The 24,654-nt window shown below is 65.2% G+C and carries 14 protein-coding genes, 4 tRNA genes and 2 pseudogenes; 4 read left to right on the plus strand and 16 right to left on the minus strand.

Going from position 1 to position 24,654, the window contains the following annotated elements:
- From PSRA_RS08440 to PSRA_RS08460, 5 genes are all read right to left on the minus strand, one after another.
- Positions 1 to 1,452, minus strand: a 1,452-nt coding sequence (locus PSRA_RS08440; RefSeq protein WP_094661462.1) for a hypothetical protein, incomplete at its 3' end; no start/stop codon positions are given.
- Between the two features lie 1,085 nt (positions 1,453 to 2,537).
- Positions 2,538 to 2,610 (minus strand) — tRNA-Val (locus tag PSRA_RS08445).
- A 93-nt stretch (positions 2,611 to 2,703) separates the two neighbouring features.
- A tRNA-Val gene (locus PSRA_RS08450) sits at positions 2,704 to 2,776 on the minus strand.
- A gap of 5 nt (positions 2,777 to 2,781) precedes the next feature.
- Positions 2,782 to 2,852 (minus strand) — tRNA-Cys (locus PSRA_RS08455).
- Between the two features lie 25 nt (positions 2,853 to 2,877).
- Positions 2,878 to 2,950: transfer RNA gene (locus PSRA_RS08460), tRNA-Gly, on the minus strand.
- A gap of 390 nt (positions 2,951 to 3,340) precedes the next feature.
- On the opposite strand from PSRA_RS08460, the gene PSRA_RS08465 reads away from it, so the two are divergent.
- A complete protein-coding gene (locus PSRA_RS08465; RefSeq protein WP_094661463.1) occupies positions 3,341 to 4,483 on the plus strand; it encodes a PAC2 family protein in 1,143 nt (380 codons plus the stop codon).
- Positions 4,484 to 4,590: 107 nt separating this feature from the next.
- On the opposite strand, the gene uppP is transcribed toward PSRA_RS08465, so the two are convergent.
- Positions 4,591 to 5,454 carry an undecaprenyl-diphosphatase UppP gene (gene uppP / locus PSRA_RS08470; RefSeq protein WP_094661464.1) on the minus strand — a complete coding sequence of 288 codons (864 nt, stop codon included), beginning with the start codon at positions 5,452 to 5,454 and terminating at the stop codon, positions 4,591 to 4,593.
- Between the two features lie 225 nt (positions 5,455 to 5,679).
- On the opposite strand from uppP, the gene PSRA_RS08475 reads away from it, so the two are divergent.
- Entirely contained in the window at positions 5,680 to 6,474 is a 795-nt protein-coding gene (locus PSRA_RS08475; RefSeq protein ID WP_094661465.1) for a fructosamine kinase family protein, read from the plus strand.
- 105 nt (positions 6,475 to 6,579) lie between these two features.
- Here PSRA_RS08475 and dnaJ read toward each other — a convergent pair whose 3' ends face one another.
- Both dnaJ and hrcA read right to left on the minus strand, forming a co-directional pair.
- Positions 6,580 to 7,728, minus strand: a complete 1,149-nt coding sequence (gene dnaJ / locus PSRA_RS08480; RefSeq protein WP_245834960.1) for a molecular chaperone DnaJ — start codon at positions 7,726 to 7,728, stop codon at positions 6,580 to 6,582.
- Between the two features lie 343 nt (positions 7,729 to 8,071).
- Positions 8,072 to 9,127 (minus strand): annotated as a pseudogene (gene hrcA, locus PSRA_RS08485) (heat-inducible transcriptional repressor HrcA); the annotation flags it as partial.
- 305 nt (positions 9,128 to 9,432) lie between these two features.
- On the opposite strand from hrcA, the gene tkt reads away from it, so the two are divergent.
- The gene (gene tkt / locus PSRA_RS08490; protein WP_094661468.1) at positions 9,433 to 11,532 is read left to right on the plus strand and encodes a transketolase; all 2,100 of its coding nucleotides are present in this window, start codon (positions 9,433 to 9,435) and stop codon (positions 11,530 to 11,532) included.
- A 92-nt stretch (positions 11,533 to 11,624) separates the two neighbouring features.
- Positions 11,625 to 12,728: a transaldolase gene (tal, locus tag PSRA_RS08495; protein ID WP_026502889.1), complete on the plus strand. Its 1,104-nt coding sequence runs from the start codon at positions 11,625 to 11,627 to the stop codon at positions 12,726 to 12,728.
- 300 nt (positions 12,729 to 13,028) lie between these two features.
- Here tal and PSRA_RS08500 read toward each other — a convergent pair whose 3' ends face one another.
- The 8 genes and pseudogenes from PSRA_RS08500 to uvrC form a co-directional block, all read right to left on the minus strand.
- Positions 13,029 to 14,747 (minus strand): aminotransferase class I/II-fold pyridoxal phosphate-dependent enzyme, encoded by a 1,719-nt coding sequence (locus PSRA_RS08500; protein ID WP_412156970.1) that lies wholly within the window; start codon positions 14,745 to 14,747, stop codon positions 13,029 to 13,031.
- A gap of 872 nt (positions 14,748 to 15,619) precedes the next feature.
- Positions 15,620 to 15,868: a preprotein translocase subunit SecG gene (secG, locus tag PSRA_RS08505; RefSeq protein WP_094661481.1), complete on the minus strand. Its 249-nt coding sequence runs from the start codon at positions 15,866 to 15,868 to the stop codon at positions 15,620 to 15,622.
- A 154-nt stretch (positions 15,869 to 16,022) separates the two neighbouring features.
- Entirely contained in the window at positions 16,023 to 16,817 is a 795-nt protein-coding gene (gene tpiA, locus PSRA_RS08510; RefSeq protein ID WP_094661470.1) for a triose-phosphate isomerase, read from the minus strand.
- A gap of 201 nt (positions 16,818 to 17,018) precedes the next feature.
- Positions 17,019 to 18,224, minus strand: a complete 1,206-nt coding sequence (locus PSRA_RS08515; protein ID WP_094661471.1) for a phosphoglycerate kinase — start codon at positions 18,222 to 18,224, stop codon at positions 17,019 to 17,021.
- 443 nt (positions 18,225 to 18,667) lie between these two features.
- Positions 18,668 to 19,618, minus strand: a pseudogene (gene whiA / locus PSRA_RS08520) (DNA-binding protein WhiA); the annotation flags it as partial.
- Positions 19,619 to 19,829: 211 nt separating this feature from the next.
- Positions 19,830 to 20,897, minus strand: coding sequence for an RNase adapter RapZ (gene rapZ, locus PSRA_RS08525; RefSeq protein ID WP_094661473.1), 1,068 nt, complete (start codon positions 20,895 to 20,897; stop codon positions 19,830 to 19,832).
- A 110-nt stretch (positions 20,898 to 21,007) separates the two neighbouring features.
- Positions 21,008 to 21,889, minus strand: a complete 882-nt coding sequence (locus tag PSRA_RS08530; protein ID WP_094661474.1) for a shikimate dehydrogenase — start codon at positions 21,887 to 21,889, stop codon at positions 21,008 to 21,010.
- 157 nt (positions 21,890 to 22,046) lie between these two features.
- Positions 22,047 to 24,374: an excinuclease ABC subunit UvrC gene (gene uvrC / locus PSRA_RS08535; protein WP_169712496.1), complete on the minus strand. Its 2,328-nt coding sequence runs from the start codon at positions 24,372 to 24,374 to the stop codon at positions 22,047 to 22,049.
- Positions 24,375 to 24,654: the final 280 nt, after the last annotated feature.

Genomic DNA, 24,654 nt, shown 5'->3' on the forward strand with positions numbered 1-24,654 from the left:
CACGTCGTGCTTGTACTGTCGGCGCTGCTGGTCGGTGTACAGGCCCGGGTCGCGCGCGATCAGATACGGCGTGCCGGAGTCCGGCTCGCCCTGCGAGGCGGCCTGGCTCATGGCGTCGGCGTCGAAATACCCCATGTCCTCCACGGCCTTGATGTCCGCGCCGACCGGCACGTACACATACCACGCGTCATCCATCTGGTAACCCGGGTCATCGAGTGAACTGTCAACACCAGGGTCTTGGCGAATCTGCCCGTCCACGCAGACCTGCATGGAGTTCCCTCCGGACATGGTCTCGCGCTTCCAGTACTTCCAGTCGCCGTCGGTCCCGCAATAGCCGTTGGTGACCTGCCGCCACGTGGTGAGTTCAAAGGTGCCGGTGTTGCCGAACAGGAGCGGGCTGTCCTCCCAGTGCGGCGCCCTGTCCGTTCCGAGAGATGTTGTCGTGTCTGGGTTATACATGCATGTGCCCTGCGCGAAAAAGCACGGGAAAAGCTCGGTCATTCCGGAAACATCCGCCGAACCCGTCTGGCTGGACACAAGCACGCAGGACCGCTGCCCGCAGTCTTCCGAGAGCGTGATGCAATCCGACCCGTCCGCCTTGCAATACAGTCCTGCGGCTGCAGTCAGATCCGATAGGAGGCTGCTGTCGCCGCTCAATGCCAGGGCCTCGTCGTGCATCGCCCCGACGATATTCGAGTCGACGCCGTAGTAGAGGGTGACGCTGGTCCCGGCCGCCGCCGCGCTGCCGAGAGCAGGGTCACTGCCCACGATCTTTCCGATATTCGCCTTAGTAGCGAACCTAGGCTCCCACGCCACCGTGTACCCACGGGACTCGAGGTCGGCCTCGACGGTGTCCGGGTCCTGGCCGTAGTAGTCGACGGGGATGCCGCTGCCATCGGTGGTGGCCACGGCCACCGTAATGCCCGCGCCGGTGTCGGTGACGGGCTGGCCGTCGGCGGGATAGGTCGCCGCGACCATGCCGTCCGTGAGGGTCATAGTGGAGCCAGAGGAATCGGTCATCGATCCGCCGCTCGTGTATACGGCCCTGTAGGTGACGGGCACGTTCATGCCGGCCAGGGTCTGCTTGCTGTCCGTGGCCCTGGCGCCGACTGTTCCCTGGGGCACGCCGGGGCCGAGGGACTCGATGATGCCGACGAGGTCGCCGTTCCTGAGCTGCTGGCCCTCGGACACGTTGGAGAACGCGAGGAACGCGCCGGCGCTTTTGCCGGAGTACTGCTGGCTGCGCGTGGTCTGGAAGCCCTCGGACTTGAGCTCCTGTTCCACCTGGTCGGCGGTCAGGGAGTCGACGGTCGCGCCCTGCTTGCCGGCCAGCTGGTCGAGAGACGGCACGGGAACGCTTTGCCACGGCAGGAGGCCGCGCGTACCGAGGAACGTTGCCGTACCGGCCACAAGCACGAGAACGACCACGACAACCGCCGCCACAAGGCGCATCGTGCTCCTTCTGCGCATCGTGTTCTCGCTGCGTTGTGTTTGGCCGCGCTGTGCCATTGCGGGCTGTGCGATGCCTGCTGCAGGCGCCGTGCCCTCAGCACCCGCCGCAGCTGGCGATCCCCGTGCGCCCTGCGCCGCGACAGGCACGACCCAGATATACCCCGGCGTGGTATAACCGGGCGCCCCGTGGGGCATCGGATTGCCACAGTTCGTGCAGAATTTCAGATCCGGACCGACCGGTGCACCGCAACGCGGACAGTTCATCTCTCCCCCATTTCTGGTTCTCCCATTCCTGGCTCTCTCGCGCCGACGATGCGGCCGCGTGCGGCAACAACCCCGACACTCCCACCATACGACGAAGACACGCCGACGAAAATTCCGGTCATAGGTCGAAAAGTGTCTCTTTTCGCTTGGGTCGCCTTAATCAGCTAGGTCTGCCGTGGGCTCCGTGCCCGCCGACGAACAACGTCATCGAGTCACGGAACGCGCGGATCCGCGCGATGCCCCGCGCCCATCGCGGCATGTCACCCGCGGGGACCACCTCGACATACCCGGAAACAAGAGACGGTCCCAGACGGGACCAGACACACAATTCGTCCTGCAACCCCAAAACCGACCCCAAACCGCCCAAAGTGGGTGCCGCCGCACCCGCCGAACGCCATCTCGGCAGGAAAACCACCGCCAATCCAGCCCAAATCGTCTAAAGTGGGTGTCCCTGCACACGCCCAAGTCCATTCAGACACCCAACCAAGGCAAAACCAACCCTAAATCGTCTAAAACGGGTACCGTCGCACCCGCCTAACGCCATCGGCAAGGGCCGGAACGACGGGTACAGCGCCGGCATCGGATGGGACGGGCTGCGCCACGCGGCATGACACCCGTGACGACCACCTCGACACGCCCGGAAACAAGAGACGGTCCCAAACGGGACCAGACACACAATCGTCCTATAGCTAACCGCAGATTCGCACCGGGAACAGTTCCGACACATCCGCCTTCGACCCGCAAGCCGCCCCTCGTGCTGAAAGCCGATGAAACATTGGTACAAACAGAAAACCCCGACTCTTACGAGCCGGGGTAAAGAGTGGGCGATGTAGGAATCGAACCTACGACCCCTTCGGTGTGAACGAAGTGCGCTAGCCGCTGCGCCAATCGCCCGAATATCATAACTGACATCCGTGTTTTGAATTATGAATTTCAGTTATAAAGCCTCGTAATCGGTGGCTTGTGGCCGTGATTACAAGACCTGAGTGGGCGATACAAGAATCGAACTTGTGACCCCTTCCGTGTCAGGGAAGTGCGCTAGCCGCTGCGCCAATCGCCCAAGCGAGGTGGGTACGAGAGTCGAACTCGTCTATACGGCTTTGCAGGCCGCTGCCTAACCGCTTGGCTAACCCACCGCAGGACGTCACTCTCGTGACCTCGAGCGGACAACGGGACTCGGACCCGCGGTCTCGACCTTGGCAAGGTCGCGCTTTACCAACTAAGCTATGTCCGCGTGTTCTATCAGCTCGGCGTTGTGTGCCTTGCTTCAAGCAACGAGTCATAACTATAACCACACGTTTGTAATTTGCCAAATCGTGCGCGTCTTCGGCGTGTCGCGTTTGGGGAAATCGTTGGAATTCCAACGATTTTCGGCATTTTGGCCTCTTGTCGAGCACCGCCCGGAAAGACGCCGTTCACGCTGCGTTCAGAACCCATGATTGCGAAATTCGCATCCGACATCGTCCTCGTCCGGCGCGTCGCCTCCGGAACCGCCTGCGAAATCGTCTGCACGGAATCGCCCGGCTCACCCGAAAGTCCCCTATGCGCCCTTTCACGCCCACGGCTTATTCCCTCCCGCCGCCCATACCCTGCACGATAACGTTGTCTCAAGAAGGAGGCAGCCATGTACACCGACACGGATGCGGGAACCGCCGGAAGCGACGCCGCCATGCAGCCCGATCGTGAATTCGTTTTCGTCGCCGCCCTGGGCGGCTGGTCCGACGCGAGCTATGCGACGTCCGACCTCGCGCAGCATCTCGTCGATAGCTATGACGGGATCGAAGCCATGCGCCTGTGTTCCTGCAAGTACTACGATTTCCAGCAGAACCGCCCCATGGTCGCCAGCATCGGCGGCGAACGCCATCTCATGTGGCCGGAAAGCGTCATCTATCGTCTCGATGTCTCCGACACCCTCTCGCTTCTTCTTCTCACCGGTTCCGAGCCCAATCTGTATTGGGAGGATTACTGCACGCGCTGCCTCGATGTGGCGCAGCGCTATAACTGTTCGCGTGTCATCACGCTGGGCTCCATGCTCGACGATTGCACGCATACCCGCGCCCTGCCGTTCATGGCACGCCGCTGCTCCCGCCGCGCCGACGGGTCGCTGTACGTGCCGGCCACGGGAGGGGCGGACGAATACACGGGCCCGGTGGGCGTCGACGTCGTGCTCGCGATGACCGCCATCGACGCAGGCATTCCCGCCGACACGCTTCTTATCTCCGTGCCCCGCTATATGGAGGCCGAGGACTGCCCGCAGGCGTCGCTCGACCTGCTGCGATCCCTGTCCCGGGAGCTGGGCGTACGCCTCGAGGAGGGCGACCTGCCGGCCCGTGCGGATGACTGGCATAAGCGCGGCGACGTGATGACGCATGTCAATCCGCAGCTCGCCAAGCGCGTCGCCCTGCTCGAGCGGCGCATGGACCTGAGCGACGTCGTGTCCAGAACCGTGCGGCAGACCGGGTTCGGACAATACCCCGAGGCGTGCGACCAGCTGGTGCGCGAAACCGAGAAATTCCTTCTCGACGTGCAGCTGCGCAACGTGAACCTGCGCACCGCCGACGGCACGATCGACGCGCACGCCATAGCGGAGATCCGTACGCGTACCTTCGGCCCCGTCAACGCGCCGAAAACCAATCCCCCGCAGAACAGCGCGCCGACCAATTCCGCAACAACCGGCTCCGCGCCGGCACACGGCGCGCCGGAGACACACGATTCCGAAGCCGGCCAGAAACCCAAGCCCAACTCCGAACCCCCGAAAAACCGCTGAAAGTCGCTGAAAAGAAAAAGCAACGGGCTCCGGAACACTCCGGAGCCCGTTGTTGTCTGTCATCGTGAAAATCACGCGCCGCGGCGAGGCGAATCACGCACAGCAGATCACGCGCCCGACAGCGGCGTGAGCACATGCGCGAGAAGAAGGATCACGACGAACGCGGCCAGCGCGATGCGATAGATTGCGAAGCCCTTGTAGGAGAAGGTCGAGACGATCTTGAGGAAGCCGATAATCACCACGTAGCCCACGAAGAACGCGATGACGGCGGCGAGAATCGTCACGCCCCACCCGGGGAACGACGGGGCGCTTGTCTCGCCGGCGGCCTTGACCGCCTCGAGGATGCCGGCGCCGAGCACGGCGGGGATGGCCATGAGGAAGCTCACACGGGCCGCGGCCTCGCGCGTGTAGCCCATGGCGCGACCGAAGGTGATGGTGCCGCCGGAGCGCGACACGCCCGGGATCAGGGCGAGCATCTGGCCGATGCCGTAGAGTAGGGCGTCCTTCCACGTCATGTCGTCGATCGTCTTGACCTGGCGGCTGCGCGCGTCGAAGAACCACAGGAGCACGCCGAACAGCGCCAGCGTGACCACGATGATCCACAGGTTGCGCATCGTGGTTTCGATGAAGTCCTGGAAGATAAGGCCGGCCACGACGATCGGAATCGTGCCGATGATGATGTACCAGCCGAGCGCGGCGTCCTTGTCACGGGAGCCGAAACGCTCCCAGCCCTTGGCGTCCTTGCTGACCAGGCAGCGGAACCAGTGCGAGAGGATGCGCGCGATGTCATGGCGGAAATACAGCAGCACGGCGAGCTCCGTGCCGATCTGGATGATGGCGGTGAAGGCCGAACCGGGATCCTCGCATCCGATAAGGGACCCGAAGATGCGGATATGGGCGCTCGATGAGACGGGCAGGAATTCTGTGAGGCCCTGGAGCAAGCCCAGGAAGATCGCTTGCAATACGTTCATGCCTTGCACATTACAGGAGGGCGTGTTCCGGGGCCGCAAGAGGGCCAAGGCTTCGCATAATCGTTCCATCCCATGCGCGTCGGGCGAACGGCGGGCGGAGGTGGCGTAACGACGATACGGGGAGGCGATCTGTGGAATACTGGAGGCGGGATACGCGCGGCGCGCCGCCGCGCCACGGGAACCGCCCCGGAATCGGCCGGGCGGCTCCGGAACAAGGAGGTATGTATGTCACGCAACGTATATCGCAAGTCGAGGGCGTGGGCCCCGGAGGGCTTCTTCGAATGCGAGGGCCGCGGCCTGCAATGGCTCGGCAAGGCGCAGGCACAGGGCGGCCCACGCGTCGTGGACGTGATCGGATGGGGCAAGGACTACCTCGACATCGAACGCGTGGAGCCCTCGTCCCCCACGCCCAAGGCCGCTTACGAGTTCGGCGCGGCGCTCGCGAGGATGCACGATTCCGGGGCCGCGCATTTCGGCTCCGCCCCCGACGATTACACCGGCACCTGCTATTTCGGCCCCCTGCAGGACCCGGTTCCCATGGACACCGGCGACTGGGACGACCCGGCGACGTATTTCGCCGAAGGCCGCCTGCTACCGATGGTGCGCATCGGCATGAAGCGCGGCGTGCTGGATTCCTCGGATCTCGAGCTGACCGAGCGCGTCATCGAGGCGCTTCCCGACCTGCTGGGCGGCGCGGCGAAAGACAAGCCGGCCCGCGTGCATGGAGACCTGTGGAGCGGCAACGTGATGTGGACGTCGGATGACACAGGCACGCATGCGATTCTCATCGACCCGGCCGCGCATGGCGGCCACCGCGAGGAGGACCTCGCCATGCTCCATCTGTTCGGCATGCCGTATCTGACCGACATCATGGACGGCTACCGGGGCGTGCACCCGCTGCGTGCCGGCTTCGAGGAGCGCACCACGCTGTGGCAGCTCTACCCCATCGCCGGCCACTGCGCGTTCTTCGGCGGCGGTTACGTCACCGAGTACCGCCAGATGTGCCGCAGCCTGCTGTAGAAATCCTGGAATTACTCTGTATTACACCAATGAATGTGGGCCGGGAATCTCAACGATTCCCAGCCCACATTCATATGCGCGATTCACACGCGCGGACGGACCCCGTCAGCGCAGCGCGTCCTTGATGCGTCCGAAGAAGCCTTTGCCCTGCGTGCGCGGCAGTTTGACCTCGCTGGCCAGCTCCGGCGTGTACGAGGCGTCCTTGCGCTGTTTGGCGAACTTCTCGAGGAGCTTCCTCTGCTCCGGCGTGAGGTCCGTCGGAGTGTCGACCACGATATGGATCACGAGGTCGCCGCGCTTCGAGGAATCGCGCAGCTGCGCGGAACCCAGGCCCTTGAGTTCGATCGTGCTACCGGTCTGCGACCCCGCGGGAATCGCGATCTCCTTCTTGCCGTCCAGCGTGTCGACACTCGTCTTGTAGCCCAGCGCCGCCCATGTCAGCGGAACGCGCAGCCAGCAGTGCAGGTCGTCGCCCTCGCGGGTGAAGTTATCGTCATCCACCACGCGGATATACACGTACAGGTCACCTGCGGGGCCGCCTCCCTCGCCCACGGAGCCCTGGCCGTTGAGGCGGATGCAGGTATCGTTGTCGACGCCCGCCGGCACCTTGATGGAGATCGTGCGCCTCGAACGCACGCGACCATGGCCGTGGCAGGTGCCGCACGGCTTCTCGATCACCGTGCCATGCCCCTCGCACTTCGGGCACGGCGAGGTCGACATCATCTGGCCCAGCAGCGTATTCGTGACGCGCTGGACGGAGCCGCTGCCCTTGCAGTCCGGGCAGGTGACCGGCTTCGTGTCGCACTCGCAGCCGGTGCCGTGGCAGTCGGGGCACACCTGATAGGCGGAGACCTGGGTCTGCTCGGTGCCGCCGAACACGCAGGTGCGCAGCGAGACGGTCATCGTGATCTTGCCGTCGGAGCCCTTCTGCGTGCGCGGAATGGGGCCCATGGAGGCGCCGCCCCCGCCGAACGCTCCGAACAGGTCGTTGAAGATGTCTCCGAAACCGCCCGAGAAGCCCTGTGCGCCGGCGTTCGGATTGTTCGGATCGGCGCCCATGTCGTACATGCGGCGCTTGTCGGGGTCGGACAGCACGTCATACGCGTTGTTGACCTCCTTGAACTTGTCCTCGAACTCGGGGCCGGCGATGTCAGGATGGTACTTGCGGCTCAGCTTGCGGTAAGCCTTCTTGATCTCGTCCTGGCTCGCGTCCTTGGAAACGCCGAGTGTCTCGTAATAATCTGGAGAAGCCACTGTTTCTTCCTCGTTTGGTTGGGCTCGTTTGGTTGGGATGGGTCCCGCACGACGCCCGGACGGTTCCGGGACGCCCCGCAGGTCCGTGGGATCCGGGGATTCCACGGCGCCGGGCTTCCGCTCGGCCTCACGTATATGTTTGCGATCGCTTTGGTTTCCGCGCTTCCGCGTGTGGTGTTTCGGTGCGTTGGTTTCGGCGCGTCTATTCTGCCATGCCCGCTCCCCCGCCGTCGCCCGCCGCACCCTGGGCGCCGTCGTCGCCGCGTGCAGCGCCGTCGCCATGCGCCGCGCCGTCATCGCGCCCGCCGCCGGAATCGTGCGGCTCGCCGCCACCCTCCTCGCGCGCCACGTATTCGGTCAGGTACTTGGCCACGGCCTGCACGGCTGCGATCGTGGTGCCATAATCCATATGCGTGGGGCCTATGGAGCCGACGAAGGCGACGGGCGCCGCATCCGCGCCATCGTCCGCGCCGCTTGTGGAATGGCCGTAGCCCGTCGACACCACCGAGGCGTTGAGCAGCCCCGGAGTATGCGTTTCCGAACCGATGGCCACGCCGACGCTGCCGCGCGTGGTGTAGCGCGACATCTCGGAGAGGTTGCCCATGAGATGCATAAGCACCACCTGCTCCTCGAGGGCGTCGAGCAGCGGGGCCACGTCGCGCAGCGTGCCGTCCCCGTGCGTCAGGCGGTTGGTGCCCGACATATAGAGGTTGCTCGTGCGTTCCTGGTTGGCGAGGTCGTGGAAAACCTGCGCCAGCGTGGCGACGAACACGCGCTCCTCGCGCGTGGGCAGGGACGCCGCGCGTTCGAGGAGCCAGTCGCCGGTGGCGGCCAGGCCGAAGCCGTGGCAGTGTTCATTGATGCCGTCGCATAGGGACGCGAGGGCCGACGGGGCCGGCGCGTTGCGCGAGGCGATGGAGCGCTGCTCGACACGCCCGGTGTCGGTGATGACGATGACGAGAAGCACGGTTGATGCCATGGGCACGATTTCGAGATGACGCAGCGCCGAGCGCGCAAGCGAGGGCGAGGCCACGACGGCCACCTGCCCTGTGATCTGCGCGAGCAGCTGCGCGGAGCGGCGCAGCACGTCGTCGAGGCTCACGGAGCCGGCGAGGAACGAGCGGATGGCGTTCTTCTGCGCCGCCGTGAGCGGGACCACCGTGGCCAGACGGTCCACGAAATAGCGGTATCCCTTCTCGGTGGGCACTCGCCCGGCCGACGTATGCGGCTGCTCAAGGTAACCCTCGTTCTCGAGGGCGGCCATGTCGTTGCGCACCGTGGCGGGGCTCGCGTCAATATGGTGGTTCCTTGCCACCGCGCCCGAACTGACGGGCTCCTGCGTGCGGATGTAGTCCTCCACCACGGCGCGGAGCACGACCATGCGCCTGTTGTTCGCCATGCAACCAACCTCCTTGCCATGGCCCGCGCGGAGCCTGCGATCGCATGCCGTGCGCATGCCTCCGCCGGCGCCGCGCCACGATGCTCCCGACGTGACGCGGCGGGCGAATCGTGGAATTCCAATCGTCTTCCAATGTTTTAGCACTCCGCGGGCGCGAGTGCTAGTTCGCTGTCACCGAAACCGGACGCCACGCACGCGTCATGCCCGCGGTAAGTCTGTGTGGGGGTTTAGCATAGAAACGTCATTGCGGGCGGCGCCTTGCATTCCTTGAGGCCCGTCCACGTCCGAATTGGAAGGAATTATCAATGACCGATTTCACTTGGTCCGAACTGGATGATCGCGCCGTCAAGATGGCGAAGGTCCTCTCCGCCGATGCAGTCGAGCGTGCCGGCCACGGCCACCCCGGTTCCCCGGTGTCCCTGGCTCCGATCGCCTACACGCTGTACCAGCGCTATATCAAGCACGACCCCAACGATCCCCAGTGGGCCGGCCGCGACCGCTTCATCCTCTCCGGTGGCCATGCCTCCCTCACGCAGTACGTCCAGCTGTACTTCTCCGGCTACGGCGTGACGCTCGATGACCTCAAGTACTTCCGTGGCGGCGCCGACACGCGTACCCCGGGCCATCCGGAGTACGGCCTGACCCCGGGCATTGAGATGACCACCGGCCCGCTCGGCCAGGGTCTCTCCTCCGCTGTGGGCTTCGCCTACGGCCAGCGCTTCGAGCGCGGCCTGCTCGACCCGGATGCGGCCGAGGGCACCTCCCCGTTCGATCACAAGGTGTGGGTTATCTGCGGCGAAGGCGACGTCGAGGAAGGCGTCTCCTCCGAGGCCGGTTCCCTCGCGGGCAACCAGAAGCTCGGCAACCTGTTCGTGATCTTCGACGCGAACCACATCCAGATCGAGGGCGACACCAAGCTCACCTTCTCCGAGGACATCCTCAAGCGCTACGAGGCCTACGGCTGGTACACGGACGAAGTCTCCTTCATCCAGCCCGACGGCTCCTACAAGGAGGACACCGCCGCCCTCGCCGCCGCCCTCGACAAGGCCGAGGCCGTCACGGACCGCCCGCACTTCATCAAGGTCGACACGCTGATCGCGTGGCCGACCCCGGGCAAGACCAACAGCGAGTCCTCCCACGGCGCCAAGCTCGGTGCCGAGGCCGTCGCCGGCCTGAAGAAGGAGCTCGGCTTCGACCCCGACGTCGACTTCCCGGTCGACGAGGAGGCCCTGGCCCACGCTCGCGAGGTCGCCGACCGCGGTCTCGAGGCCCACAAGGAGTGGGACGAGAAGTTCGCCGCCTGGCAGAAGGCCAACCCGGACAAGGCCGCCCTCTACGAGCGCATCAAGGCTCACAAGCTCCCCGAGGGCTTCGACGCCGCGATCGACGAGTTCGAGGCCGCTCAGGAAGTCGGCAAGGGCGTTGCCACGCGCAAGTCCTCCGGCCAGGTCCTCAACGCCATCGCCGCCGTGATGCCCGAGCTGTGGGGCGGCTCCGCCGACCTCGGTGGCTCGAACAACACGAACATCAACGGCGCCAAGTCCTTCGGCCCGGCCTCCGACGAGACCCGCACGTGGCCGGAGCAGTCCGAGTACGGCCGCCAGCTGCACTTCGGCGTGCGAGAGTTCGCCATGGGCGCCATCACCAACGGCATCCTGCTCGGCTCCGACACCCGCCCGTTCAACGGCACCTTCTTCCAGTTCTCCGATTACGAGCGTCCGGCCGTGCGCCTCGCCGCCCTCATGGAGATCCCGAACCTCTACGTGTGGACCCACGATTCCGTGGCCCTCGGCGAGGACGGCCCGACCCACCAGCCGATCGAGCACCTCGCGGCCTTCCGCGCGATGCCGCAGCTCGAGGTCGTCCGCCCGGCCGACGCCTACGAGACCGCCGAGGCCTATCGTTACTTCTTCGAGAAGGACAACACCCTCCCGACCGCTATGATCCTCACCCGCCAGGGCGTCCCGACGCTTGCCGAGACCAAGGAGAAGGCGAAGGACGGCGTGCGCAAGGGCGCTTACGTGCTCGTCGACACCGAGGGCACCCCGGACGTCATCATCATGGCCTCCGGCTCCGAGGTCCAGTGGGCCGTGTCCGCCGCCAAGACCCTCGCCGGCGAAGGCATCAAGGCCCGCGTGGTCTCCTTCCCGTCCATGGAGTGGTTCGAGGAGCAGGACGCCGAGTACAAGGAGGAGATCCTCCCGGCCGGCGTCAAGGCCCGCGTCTCCATCGAGGCCGGCGTTGCCATGCCGTGGTACAAGTACCTCGGCGCCTATGGCAAGGCCATCTCCATCGAGCAGTTCGGCCTGCAGGGCGACGGTGCCCAGAACATGATCGACCTGGGCATCACGGCCGAGCATGTGGTCGAGGCCGCCAAGGCCTCCCTCGCCGAGGTCAACGCCTAAGGCGAAAGCATTGCTGGGGCGCCTCACGTAGGCGCCCCTTCCATGTATCATTAAGTTGTTCCTATCCGGAATACAAGGAGAAAAACACAAACATGACTGAAGCAACTCAGCGCACCAGCGACAACGGTGTTTCCATCTGGCTGGACGATCTGTCCCGCACCCGCATCGAGTCCGGCTCCCTGCAGGACCTCATCAAGAACAAGAACGTCGTTGGCGTGACCACCAACCCGTCCATCTTCCAGAAGGCCCTCTCCCAGGTCGGCCCGTACGATGCGCAGCTCAAGGAGCTCGGCAAGGTTGACGTTGAGACCGCCATCCGCGAGCTGACCACCACCGATGTGCGCAACGCGACGGATATCTTCCGCGACATCGCTGAGGCCACCGATTTCGTCGACGGCCGCGTCTCCATCGAGGTCGACCCGCGTCTCGCTCACGAGACCGAGGCCACCGAGAAGCAGGCCGTTGAGCTGTGGGAGAAGGTCAACCGCCCGAACGCCATGATCAAGATCCCGGCGACCCTCGAGGGCCTTCCGGCCATCACCGCCACGCTCGCCAAGGGCATCTCCGTCAACGTGACGCTGATCTTCTCCATCGAGCGCTACGAGCAGGTCATCGACGCCTTCATCGAGGGCATCGCGCAGGCTGACGCCAACGGCCACGACCTCAAGCACATCGGCTCCGTCGCCTCCTTCTTCGTGTCCCGCGTGGATACCGCCGTCGACAAGCTGCTCGAGGCTAACGGCTCCGATGAGGCCAAGGCTCTCGAGGGCAAGGCCGCTGTGGCCAACGCTCGCCTCGCCTACAAGCTCTTCGAGGAGAAGTTCGCGAACGATCCTCGCTGGGCCGCTCTCGAGGCCAAGGGCGCCAAGAAGCAGCGTCCGCTGTGGGCTTCCACCGGCACCAAGAACGCCGCGTACTCCGATTGCAAGTACGTCGACGAGCTCGTGGCCCCGAACGTGGTGAACACCATGCCGGAGAAGACTCTGAACGCTCTCGCCGACCACGGCAACGGCGCTCCGTCCATCAAGGGCACCTACGAGGAGAGCCAGGCCATCATGGACAAGCTCGCCGAGCTCGGCATCAACATCAAGGATGTCACCGATCAGCTCGAGGCCGACGGCGTTGCCAAGTTCATCGCCTCCTGGGATTCCGTGATCGCCGACGTCCAGTCCGGCATCGACCGCGTCAACGGCTGAGCTTCCTAGCTCTCGCAGCCACTGACTGCTGATACCCAGGCTCCCGCGGCACCGTTTGAGGTGTCGCGGGAGTTTTTGTTTGTGTGCAGAGCCTGCGACACGGCCTGTAACAGAGCCATCGACGACAGCAGATAGCACAAAAGCCGAGGCCCCGGATACGGAACCGTTCGTATCCGGGGCCTCGGCATAGGGGCGCACCCGCGCGACATGTCACAGCCCTTGCATCGTATGAGACGTAACAGCAAACCGCTTCGCATTCTGCAGGGCGCGGCACGCACAGAGGTACGCGCGGCGACACGCTTACTGGCGGTAGTGCTCGAGGAAACGCGTCATGCGCGCGACCGCATCCTTGAGATCCTCGATACGCGGCAGGTAGACGATGCGGAAGTGATCGGGCGCAATCCAGTTGAAGCCGGTGCCCTGCACAATGAGGAGCTTCTCCTCCTTGAGCAGGTCGAGCGCGAATTGCTGGTCGTCGTGGATGTTGAAGCGCTTGTCGAGCTTCGGGAAGGCGTAGAACGCTGCCTTCGGCTTGACGCAAGACACACCCGGGATGGAGTTGAGCGCGTTGTAGATGTACTCGCGCTGCTCGTAGATGCGGCCGCCGGGCACGATGTAGTCGTTCACGCTCTGGTGGCCCCACAGAGCCGTCTGCACCACGGACTGAGCCGGCACATTGGAGCAGATGCGCATATTCGACAGCATGTTGATGCCCTCGATGTAGTCACGCCCCAGCGCCTTGTTGCCGCTGAGCACCATCCATCCGATACGGTAGCCGGCAATCATATGCGACTTCGACAGGCCGGAGAACGTGACGCAGAACAGGTCCGGCGCCAGAGACGCGATGGACGTGTGCTCGATGCCGTCCATGCACAGGCGGTCGTAGATCTCATCGCTGAAGATCATGAGCTGGTGGCGGCGCGCCACCTCCACAATCTGCTCGAGCACCTCCTTGGGGTACACGGCGCCGGTCGGGTTGTTCGGGTTGATGAGGACGATGGCCTTGGTGTGGTCGGTGATCTTGCGCTCCATGTCCTCAACGTCCGGGTTCCACTCGGACTGCTCGTCGCACACGTAGTGCACGGCCGTGCCACCGGCGAGCGTGACGCATGCGGTCCACAGCGGGTAGTCCGGCGCGGGCACGAGCACCTCGTCGCCGTCATCCAGCAGCGCGGACATGCTGAGGTTGATGAGCTCGCTCACGCCGTTGCCGGTGTAGATGTCATCGATCGTGACGTTCGGAAGCTTCTTGATCTGCGAGTACTGCATGATGGCCTTGCGCGCGGAGAACAGACCCTTGGACGGCGAGTAGCCCTCGGTGTCGGTGAGCTGGTGCGCCATGTCGTAGACCACTTCGTCCGGGGTGCGGAAGCCGAAGGGCGCCGGGTTACCGATGTTGAGTTTGAGCACGTTCGTGCCCTGGGCCTCCATGCGCGCGGCTTCGTCTACAACCGGTCCGCGCACGTCATAGAGCACGTTGTCGAGCTTATGCGACTTCGTGAACTGGCGGCGGGTGGTGGGCGTCGGCTGGGTTGTTTCGGTTTCTTCGGTCATGGTGCGGTCCTCGGATGTGGGGTTGGTTGTGGTTTGTGATGGTGTGGTTTGTGTTGCGGTATTGCCCTGTGACGGGGTGGGCGTCGCCGGTGCGGCGGCGGTCATGGACGGCGTGGCAGCGGTCAAGGCCGACGATTGCTGCGTCGACGATGTCTCCGCTGCGGTTCTTGACGATTCCGTTGCCTTCGCGGACGATGCCTTCTCGGGCGCTGATGCCGCAGGGTTTGATGCCGCGGACGGCGATTCCGATGCCGTGGCGTGTGCGTCGGCGACGCTCATCGGAACGTCCTCGCCAAGCAGCCAGGCCTCGTCCACGTCGAGAGTGCGAGCCAGGAAGGAGAGATTCGCATCACGGGGAATCGTCTTTCCGCCGACATATTGGCTGACGTGGCTCTTGCCCATCTTGACGCCGGAGTCCTGTGCGCGGCGGACGATGTCGATCTGCTTGAGATCACGCATCTTCATCGCCTCGTTCAGGCGTTCGGCGAATGTGGCTGTAGCCATTCTTCCGGCCTCCCGTCAAAATTGAACTTCAAATTGAACTTGCGGTTCAAAATCATATCACTTCCCCCTTCCCCTCTCCCCCGCAACACACCAAAGTTCAATTCCAATTGTGAAGATTTGAACTCCTTCCTTCACATGCCCCTATCCACGATTTTCCCCGCCGAATCCTGCGAATCAGGTCCTGGCCGCTCCGCCCCCCTAGGCTGCGGCCGGTGCTCGAGATCCGTTCAGTGTGAGCGATCGTGTACACTCAACGCCCCCGACCCTCTGAACCGGCCCATTCCAGGCGTCAACGGCGGTCGCTGTGAGCCAACGCTCACACTGAACGCCCCCGACCCCGTCGAAAGCCCCGAAATCGGAGGTCAACCCCGTTCAGTGTGAGCGATCGTGTACACCGAACGGGAAATCGTCCTTCGGGGTGAATACTCCTCACCATCAACCCCTATCCCGCCACCCGCGACCACCCAAAACGCAAAACCAACCCTTCGTGGTGAATAATCCTCGCCATGAACCGCCATCCCGCCGCCCACGGCCGGCCGAGACACAAAACAAACCCTCCATGGCGAACGATCCTCACCCCGAACCCCCATCCCACCACCGAAGCAAGCACTACCCCTCCTCGCGGTAAAAACGCCACCACCGCCTATCCCCGCCAAGCAACACCTCCCACCCAAACCTTCGCCTCCCACCCCAACCATCGCCACAACCCCAATCCCCCACACAACACAAAAGAGGGAACCCAGCAATCGCCAGGTTCCCTCTCAAAAACCATCAACAAAACCATCAACCCCGCCGGACGCAGCATCGCGTCATTGACGGCAGACCGATGGCAATCAGCCGATGTTGTACTTCGTCATGAGGTCGAGTCCGATGATAATCGCGACCCACAGAAGCGCCACGATCACGGTGATGCGGTTCAGGTTCCTCTCCGCAACGCCCGACGTGCCCGCGTTCATCGCGATGCCGCCGCCGAACATATCGGACAGGCCGCCGCCCTTGCCCTTGTGCATGAGGATGAGCATCGTGAGAAGGATGCTCAGGATGGCGACAAGAACGATAAGAACGATCTTGAGAACGTGCACAATAACCTCCAAACAGTTTTTCCTCGTCTCAGTGTACTCCATCCGCGGAGAATATGAGTCGTTTTCGTGAATTTTCAGGTTCCGGGACCGACGCGCCCCGCCCGCGCGCCGCCGCGCAGCCGCGCCCGCGCCCGCGCCAGCGCGCTCCGACATCCTACCGCTGCTGCGCGGCCTTCTGCGTCAGCCGCACGATCTTGTCGAACTCCTCGGGGTCGAGCGACGCGCCGCCGACGAGGAATCCGTCCATGTCGTGCGCCTCGGACATGAGCTGCGAGGCGTTCTTCGAAGTCACCGACCCGCCGTAGAGGATCCGCACGCGCTCGGCCACCGCCTGGGAGAAGGCGTCGGCGAAGTGACGGCGGATGGCGTGCGCGGCGTCCTGCGCGGTGCGCGACGTCGCGACCATGCCGGTGCCGATGGCCCAGACGGGTTCGTAAGCGACGAGCATGCGCGAGGCCTCGTCCTCGGAGAGGTCGCGCGTGATGTCATTGACCTGCCCGACGGCGTATTCGAGCTCGATGCCCTTCTTGCGCTCGTCATAGCTTTCGCCGACGCACAGGATGGGCTGCATGTCCGCGGCGAGGATGGCGCGCACCTGGTCGACGAGCGTGGCGTCGTCCTCAGGATGGTACTTGCGGCGTTCGGAATGGCCGACGATGACGTATTTACAGCCGAGCGCGGCAAGCATATCGGCCGAGACGTCGCCGGTGAACGCGCCCTGTGTGGTGACCGAGACGGTCTGTGCGCCGTAGCCGATCTTGAGCTTGTCGGCGTCGACAAGCACGCCCACCGACCGGATGGACGTGAACGGCGGAAGCACCACGACCTCGCAGGAATCGTAGTCGAAGCGCGCGTCACGCAGGAGCCATGCAAGTTTCTGCACACAATAGGTGGCCTCGAGATGGTCGAGGTTCATCTTCCAATTGCCGACGACGATGGGCTTTCGCATGGGTTCCTGGATTCCTTCGGTGAGGGCGGGCGGATTCGAGGGGGTGCGGACGATGCCGCGGTGCCGGGCGGTGCGCACCAGACGACGCCAAGCGGCACCAAGCGGCACCAAGCGGCATTGATGAGCCGGGGCCTTTCGGCACCCGGCTATCAATGTCAGGATGCGGCCGGCGTCAGACGCGACCGCGGGCGAATCGTGCGACTACTCGAGCACGGCCAGGCCGGGGAGCGTCTTGCCCTCGAGGAACTCGAGGGAGGCGCCGCCGCCGGTGGAGATGTGCGAGAAGCCGGCCTCGTCGAAGCCGAGGTTGCGCACGGCGGAGGCGGAGTCGCCGCCGCCCACGATGGTGAACGCGCCGGCCTTGGTCGCGTCCACGAGGCCCTGCGCCACGGCGCGCGTGCCGTCAGCGAACTGCGGGACCTCGAACACGCCCATCGGGCCGTTCCACACAACCGTCTTGGAGTCGACGATCTTATCGTGGAAGAGCTTCTGGGAGTCCGGGCCGATGTCGAGGCCCATCTTGTCGGCCGGGATGGCGTCGGCGGCCACGACCTCGGGGTTGACCGGGGTATCGCCCGCCGGGAAGCCGGCGTTCACGACGATGTCGGTCGGGAGAACGAGCTCCACGCCGTTCTTCTTCGCGGTCTCGATGTAGCCCTTGACGGTGTCGAGCTGGTCCTCCTCGAGCAGCGAGGTGCCGACCTCGTAGCCGAGGGCCTTGAGGAAGGTGAACACCATGCCGCCGCCGATGACGAGGCGGTTGGCCTTGGACAGCAGGTTCTCGATGACGCCGAGCTTGTCGGACACCTTGGAGCCGCCGAGCACGACGGTCAGCGGACGCTCCGGGTTCTCGGTGGCCTTGGACAGGGCGTTGACTTCCTTCTCGACGAGCAGGCCCGCGGCGGCCGGCAGATCCTTGGCCACGTCGTAGTTGGAGCCCTGCGCGCGGTGCACGACGCCGAAGCCGTCGGACACGAAGACGTCGCCGAGGGCGGCGATCTTCTTGGCGTAGGCGGCACGCTCGGCCTCGTCCTTGCTGGTCTCCTCCGGGTTGAAGCGCACGTTCTCGAGAAGCACGATGTCGCCGTCCTTCATCGCGGCGACCTTGGCCTGCGCGTCCTCGCCGTAGGTGTCCTTGGCGAGCGTGACGGGCTTGCCGACGAGCTCGCTGAGGCGCTGGGCCACCGGCGCGAGGCTGAGCTCCGGCACGACCTTGCCCTTCGGGCGGCCGAGGTGGGCCATGAGGATGATCTTCGCGTTCTGGCCGAGCAGGGCGTTGATCGTCGGGAGAGCGGCGCGGATGCGGCCGTCGTCGGTGATCGTGGTGCCCTTGAGCGGAACGTTGAAGTCGGCGCGGACGAGAACGCGCTTGCCGGAGAGGTCTCCGAGGTCCTTGAGAGTCTTCATGCTATCCTTTCTGCCTTCGGAACGCCTCCGCCGCCGCGACGCCGCGCCGGTACGTTCCGTTCGGGAACGCCGGCCCGATGCGCCCGGCCACGAAGGCCCTGTGCAACAGTTCGAATTCTACAATGTGGTTTCGAGAAGCGCCGGGAGCGGGTCATGTTCGCTTGGTGCGAAAGAGGATACACGATGCTCCGCGCCGGAACGACGAACGCCGGGGCGCTCTGTGCGCCTCGGCGTTCGATGACGGAATACGGGTGGACGGTGGATGCGTCCGGGGTATGCGGCCCGTCAGGCCTGACTGTCAAGCCTCGTTACGGGCCTCGCTGTCAGGCCTCGGAAGAGGCCGCGACCTTGGTCTCGGCTGCGGCGGCCTTCTCGGCCGGCGCCGTCTTCGGGGCGGCGGCGGAATCGTCGGAGGCCTTCGCCTCACCCTCGGCCTGCTTCTTGGCCTCGGCCTCGCGCTTCTTCACGGTGCGGTCGGCGAGCTGGAGCAGACGGCGGATGCGGCCGGCGATGGCGTCCTTCGACACAGGCGGGTCGGCGAGCTGGCCGAGCTGTTCGAGGCTGGCGTCGCGATGGTCGAGGCGCAGCTGGCCGGCGTCGCGCAGGTTCTGCGGGATATCGTCGCCCAGTACCTCGAAGGCGTGCACGATTTTCTCGGAGGCCTCGACGGCCGCCTTGGCGCTGCGGCGCATATTCGCATCGTCGAAATTCGCCAGGCGGTTGGCCTTGCCGCGGGACTCACCGTCGACGCGCTTGCCGCTCCACTCGCGGCTGGTGCGGGTGGCGCCCATGAGCAGCAGCATGCGCTCGATGGAATCCGAATCGCGGATGCGGATATGGAAGCTCGTCTCGCGCACGTTCTCGATCTTGGCGGTCACGCCGAGGCGACGAGCGGCGCCTTCGAGTGCCATGGCCGTCTCGCGGGTCGGGCAGGCGATCTCGAGCTTGCCGGCCTTGCCCGGGTCGGACAGCGAGCCCTGCGCCAGGAAGGCGCCACGCCACGCACCCTTGATCTGTGCGATGTTGCCACTGACGATGTCGGTCGGAAGGCCGACGACAGGGCGCCTGTTATGCCTGTCGAGGAGGCCGGACTGCAGCGCCAGGGCGCCGCCGGAACGCATGACGCGCACGATGAAGCGGTCCACGACGCCCTGCGGGGTCGTGATCTTCGACTTGAGAAGAAGCGCATCGTGCTGGTACACGGTACGGATGGTCTGCTGAAGCCACTTCGCCGCCTCGAGGTTGTCGAAACGGCATTCCACGATGATGTGCTTCTGCACAACGCGGAGCCCGCCTCCGAACCTCATCATCGTCGCTGCCTGCGCCTGTTTTACCGTCGCAGGCTCGTCGACGATCGAGGCGAGTTCAGTCTTGACGTCATCCACAAGAGCCAACTGGTTCCTTCCTTCCGTACTCTTCGAGTCCTATTCGAGTCCCTCGGGGCCGCGGTGCGCCGTGCGACGCGCCGTGAACATAGTAGCCGACTTTCATGTCGGGCGGCGCGGGCCGCTGGACCGCACGGGCCGACCGGGGCCGGCAGCCCGAGGTCCCATCTTACCCAGCGTCGTCCCGATGGGGAACGGCGCCTTTGTTTTACTTATAGCCTTATTTGTCCTGCCGCTTGTCCTTGCGTCCCAGCTCGCGGGCGGAGACGGAAACCGTCAGTCCGTTGGCCCGCAGCTTCTCCGCCAGGGCCATGCTCATGGCCACGGAGCGGTGCTGGCCGCCCGTACAGCCGACGGCGATCGTGACGTAGTGCTTGTCCTCGCGGGCATAGCCCCTGATGGCCGTCATGATGGCGTCGGTGTACGACTTCAGGAAATCCGTGGCGTCCTTGCTGTTCAGAACATAGTCGCTGACGGGCTTGTCGAGGCCGGTCATCTCACGCAGCGAAGGAACCCAGTACGGGTTGGGCAGGAAACGCACGTCTGCCACGAAATCGGCGTCAAGCGGAATGCCGTATTTGAAGCCGAAGCTGAAGATATGCACTGTGACGGTGCTCGGACCCGATCCAAGCAGCGAATCGTAGAGCTTCGTCGAGAGCTGGTGCACCGACATATTCGTGGTGTCGATGACCACGTCGGCGCGATCGCGCAGGCCGGAGAGCAGCGCGCGCTCCTCGTTGATGCCATCGATGAGGCGGCGTCCGCGCTGGAGCGGATGGGGCCGGCGTACCGATTCGTAGCGTTTGATGAGTTCGCTGTCGGAGGCGTCGAGGAACAGGATGCGGTACTTGACGCCCAGATCGTCGAGATGGTTGAACACCGAGGCGAGGTCGTCGAAATAGCCCTGCGTGCGCACATCGATGACGGTGGCGAGCTTATGCACCTTCGAACCGGACGAGGTCATCATGTCGACGAGCGGCACGAGCATGTTCGGCGGCAGGTTGTCGATGACGTACCAGCCGATGTCCTCGATGGCGTCCGCCGCGCGGGAGCGTCCTGCCCCGGACATGCCGGTGATGAGGAGGACCTCGAAGTCCTCCGCCGGCTGCGGCTTCTCGCCGGCCGCGGCGTCGTTCGCGCCGGCCGCGCCGTTCACGCTGGTCGCGGTGGCAGCGGTAGCCGTGCGGGCTTCGGCGGCCGTATTTCCGGCGTCGACGTTAGCGGCGTTGCGCGCGTCCGCCTGCGCGTCGCGTTGCGGTTCCTTGTCCGCACCGTCGTCCTGTACCATGTGTCCTCTTTCCGCTCACCGGGGTCCCGGTGGCTTCCCTGTGAATCGTAGCGCACAACCGCGTTGCGCGGCAGGCCGGATATCGCCCGCGGCGAAAGGCGGCGCCCACCTCACAACGCGTCGTTCAGCGCCTCGCGCATATGGTTCTCGGCCTGGGCCGCGATCTCGTCGGTGGATGTGGACGTCATGTACGCCACCTGCGGGATGGCCTGCTGCAGAAGCATCTCCTGGCCGCCGATAGCCGTGCCGCCGTTGTCGGACCACGCCTGCATCAGTGCCGTCGGACGCGGGTCGTACACCACGTCGAGCAGCGTGCCGAGCGGGCGGCCGTCGGTTCGGAGCCCGCCCACATAGGGGTCGGGAACATGCGCCGGCACGGTGCTGACCACGAAATCGTAGGAGGACATGTCGGCGAAGACACCCTCGAGCTTGGCGAGCGTCGTATCGACGTGCAGCTCGGTGCCCAGCTTGATGAACGGCGCGGATTTCTCGGAATGGCGCGCCGCGATCGTGATGTTGCGCACCTTGAGCATGCTCAGCGCAGCGAAGGCGGAGTGCGCCGTATTGCCGTTGCCGATGATGAGGGCGCTGCGCGTGTTGTTGCGGTTCCGGATGCCGCGCAGCAGCACCTGGTAGATGCCGTAGACGTCGGTGTTGTACAGGCGGATGGCGGGTAGCTCGGGGTGTGCCGTGTTCTGCATCTGCCACTCGAAGACGGCCGTGTTGGCCACGCCGAGGAGCTTGACCCACTTGTCCTGCGGGGTGCCGTAGGGGATGATCGCGCGTTTGAGCGGCATCGTCAGGCTCAGGCCCCGCCACGTGGGGTCCAGACCGTGGAGGAAGGCGTCGAGGTCATCGACGCCGACTTCCTCGCGGCCGTAATGCCAGTCGTCGAGGCCGAGGGCCTCGTATGCCGCGTTGTGGAGGACCGGCGAGAGCGAATGGGCGATGGGCTTGCCCAGCACGGCTGCCTTGTGTGCGATAACCGCCACGTTGACTCCTTGGTGTGGAAATGCTTGTCGGAATACGATTCCCGGGGCGCGTGCCGGCGACGGCGCGCAGACCTCTGCCCTCCATTGTTGGCACGATTGGTGGACTTTTGCCCGCTGCGTTCCACGACGGGGCGGCGGGACGAAACGCAGCGAGTCGCTATTCGGACGATGGGGCGGCGCCGGAGGGGTGCAGGGCATCGTAGATGCGCTGCGCCTTCTTGGCGCCGATGCCGTCGACGTCCTCGAGATCCTCGGGGCTGGCGGCGCGGATGGCCTTGACGGAGCCGAAATGCGCGAGAAGCTTCTTCTGGTACGCCGGCCCGATGCCCTCGATGCCGTCGAGAGCGCTGCGCAGCGCCCCCTTGCGCCTCGTCTGGCGGTGGTAGGTGATGGCAAAGCGGTGTGACTCGTCGCGCACGCGCTGGAGCAGGTACATGCCCTCGGACTGCCGCTTCATGATGATCGGGTAATCGTCGTCCGGCACCCACACCTCCTCGAGCTTCTTCGCCAGGCCGCACACCGCCACGTCGGTCACGCCGCAGTCGTCGAGCGCGCGCTGCGCCGCCCTGACCTGCGGGTAGCCGCCGTCGACCACCACGAGGTTCGGCTTGTACGCGAAATGACGCGGGTCTGCGTTCTGCTGGATCACGACGTCCATGTCGGCGGCTCTGACCGTGGTCCGCCCGTCGAGGCGCGCCTCGGTTCCCTCCGGCGCCGACGCACCCGATTCCGACACGCCCGGCGTCAACACGCCAGGGGCGGGTGCCGCCCCGTTCGCCGCTCCGTCCGTAGAGGCGGCGGTCTCATGAGGGGCCCCGTCCGCCGCCTCGCGCGCGCGGCTGGCCTGGAGACGGCGTTCGCTGTCCATGTCCTCCCCCGTGTCGCCGGCGATGTTGCCGTGGCGGAAACGACGTGTCAGGGTCTCGTAGATGGCGGAGGTATCGTCCACCGCCCCGCGCCCGTCCTTGCCGCGGATCGCGAAGCGCCTGTACTCGGATTTCTTCGCCACGGCGTCCTCGAACACCACCATCGACGCCACCTGGTAGCCGCCGCCGGAGGCGTTGGAGATGTCGTAGCATTCGATGCGCAGCGGCGCCTGATCGAGCCCCAGGGCGGCCGCCACGTCGTTCATGGCCTCGGTGCGCGCGCCCATGTCCTTGATGCGGCTGAGTTTGCTGCGCTGGAGCGCCTGCACGGCGTTCGCCGTGGCCTTCTCCATGAGGTCGCGCTTCTCGCCGCGCTGCGGCACGCGAATCGTGACGGCGGAGCCGCGCAGGTCCGACAGCCATCCCTCCAGCTCATCGCGGCGCTCCGGCTCGATGGGCAGGAGGATCTCGCGGGGAACCGGCGACATCGGCGACATGAGGTCGTCGCGCCCCGTCATCTCCTCGCGCTCGTGACGTTCGCGCGTCGTGCGGGCGCGCGACTGCGCGTCAACGGCGCTGGCCTGCTGCGACGGGGCGATGGCATCGCGCGACGTTGTGACGGAAATCGTATCCGTCGGGGCGATGACGGAGCGCTCTCGCGAGTTCTCGTCCATCAGCGACGAATACACCTGCGTGATGAGGTCGGCCATCAGTTCGGCGTCGGAGACGTCCTCCACGCGCTCGACGCTCCAGTTGCGTTCGCCGCGGATGGTGCCGGCGCGCACGAAGAACGCGTGCACGCTGGCCTCGAGCTCGTCGGAGCTGATGCCGAACACGTCGGCGTCCACATCGGAGTCGAACACGACGGCGTTGCTCTGGATGGAGTTGCGCATCATCTGGATCTGGTCACGCAGGCGCGCCGCCTTCTCGAACTCGAGGTCGTCGCTCGCCTGCTTCATCTCCTGCGTCAGCTCGGCGACATACGACTTGCCCAGGCGCCCCGTCATAATGCCGACGATGCGCTCCACCATGCGCCGGTGCTCCTCCACGCCGATGCGTCCCACACACGGGGCCGAGCATTTGCCGATGGACGCGAGCAGGCAGGGGCGATGCGAGACCTGTGCCTTGTGGAACACGCCGGGCGAGCAGGTGCGCACCGGGTACGTGGCCAGAAGCGAGTCGAGGGTGTTGCGCACGTCCCAGACCTTGACGTAGGGGCCGAAGTAGCGCGTGCCGCGCCTCGTGCGGCTGCGCGTGAACCAGACGCGCGGATAGTCCTCCCCCACCGACACGGCGAGGTACGGGTAGGTCTTGTCGTCGCGGAACACGACGTTGAAGCGCGGGTCGAATTCCTTGATCCATGTGTATTCGAGGGTCAGGGATTCGAGTTCGTTGCTGACGACGGTCCATTCGAGGCTGCGCGCCGTGAGCACCATGGTCTGGGTGCGCGGGTGCAGCCGCTCCAGGGGCTGGAAGTAGTTCGACAGGCGGTTGTGGAGGTTCTTGGCCTTGCCCACGTAGATGACGCGCCCGTCGCCGTCGCGCCATTTGTAGACGCCGGGCTGGCGCGGGATGTCGGAGGGCTTGGGGCGGAACAAGTCGCGCGTGTCTCCGAGCAACGGGGCGCCGTTCTTGTTGACGCCCCGCTGCCCCGCCGCGTCCGATGCGGCGGCGTCCGCGGCGGGTCGGGTTTTCCGGAACGGTGCGGGCGACGGCTGCGGGGCCGATGGCTGCGCTGTCGACGTCTGCGGCGCCAACGATTGCGACGCCGCAGACTCGGAGGCCGGCGGAAGGACCGCGGGGCCACGACCCGCGTCATTGCCCGGCGTGTCGCCCCCACGGGGCGCATCAGGCGGCAGGCACGGGACGGCTCCATCGGCCCCGTGGCCCGCGTCCGCC

Origin of the sequence: Pseudoscardovia radai (assembly GCF_002259605.1) — a bacterium.
Taxonomy (GTDB): domain Bacteria; phylum Actinomycetota; class Actinomycetes; order Actinomycetales; family Bifidobacteriaceae; genus Pseudoscardovia; species Pseudoscardovia radai.

Excerpts from the sequence above, each read along its gene's own strand:
- PSRA_RS08465 (WP_094661463.1), top strand. The coding sequence starts at position 3,341 with ATGTACACCGACACGGATGCGGGAACCGCCGGAAGCGACGCCGCCATG.
- uppP (WP_094661464.1), bottom strand. The coding sequence starts at position 5,454 with ATGAACGTATTGCAAGCGATCTTCCTGGGCTTGCTCCAGGGCCTCACA.
- PSRA_RS08475 (WP_094661465.1), top strand. The coding sequence starts at position 5,680 with ATGTCACGCAACGTATATCGCAAGTCGAGGGCGTGGGCCCCGGAGGGC.
- tkt (WP_094661468.1), top strand. The coding sequence starts at position 9,433 with ATGACCGATTTCACTTGGTCCGAACTGGATGATCGCGCCGTCAAGATG.
- tal (WP_026502889.1), top strand. The coding sequence starts at position 11,625 with ATGACTGAAGCAACTCAGCGCACCAGCGACAACGGTGTTTCCATCTGG.
- PSRA_RS08500 (WP_412156970.1), bottom strand. The coding sequence starts at position 14,747 with ATGAAGATGCGTGATCTCAAGCAGATCGACATCGTCCGCCGCGCACAG.
- tpiA (WP_094661470.1), bottom strand. The coding sequence starts at position 16,817 with ATGCGAAAGCCCATCGTCGTCGGCAATTGGAAGATGAACCTCGACCAT.
- PSRA_RS08515 (WP_094661471.1), bottom strand. The coding sequence starts at position 18,224 with ATGAAGACTCTCAAGGACCTCGGAGACCTCTCCGGCAAGCGCGTTCTC.
- rapZ (WP_094661473.1), bottom strand. The coding sequence starts at position 20,897 with ATGGTACAGGACGACGGTGCGGACAAGGAACCGCAACGCGACGCGCAG.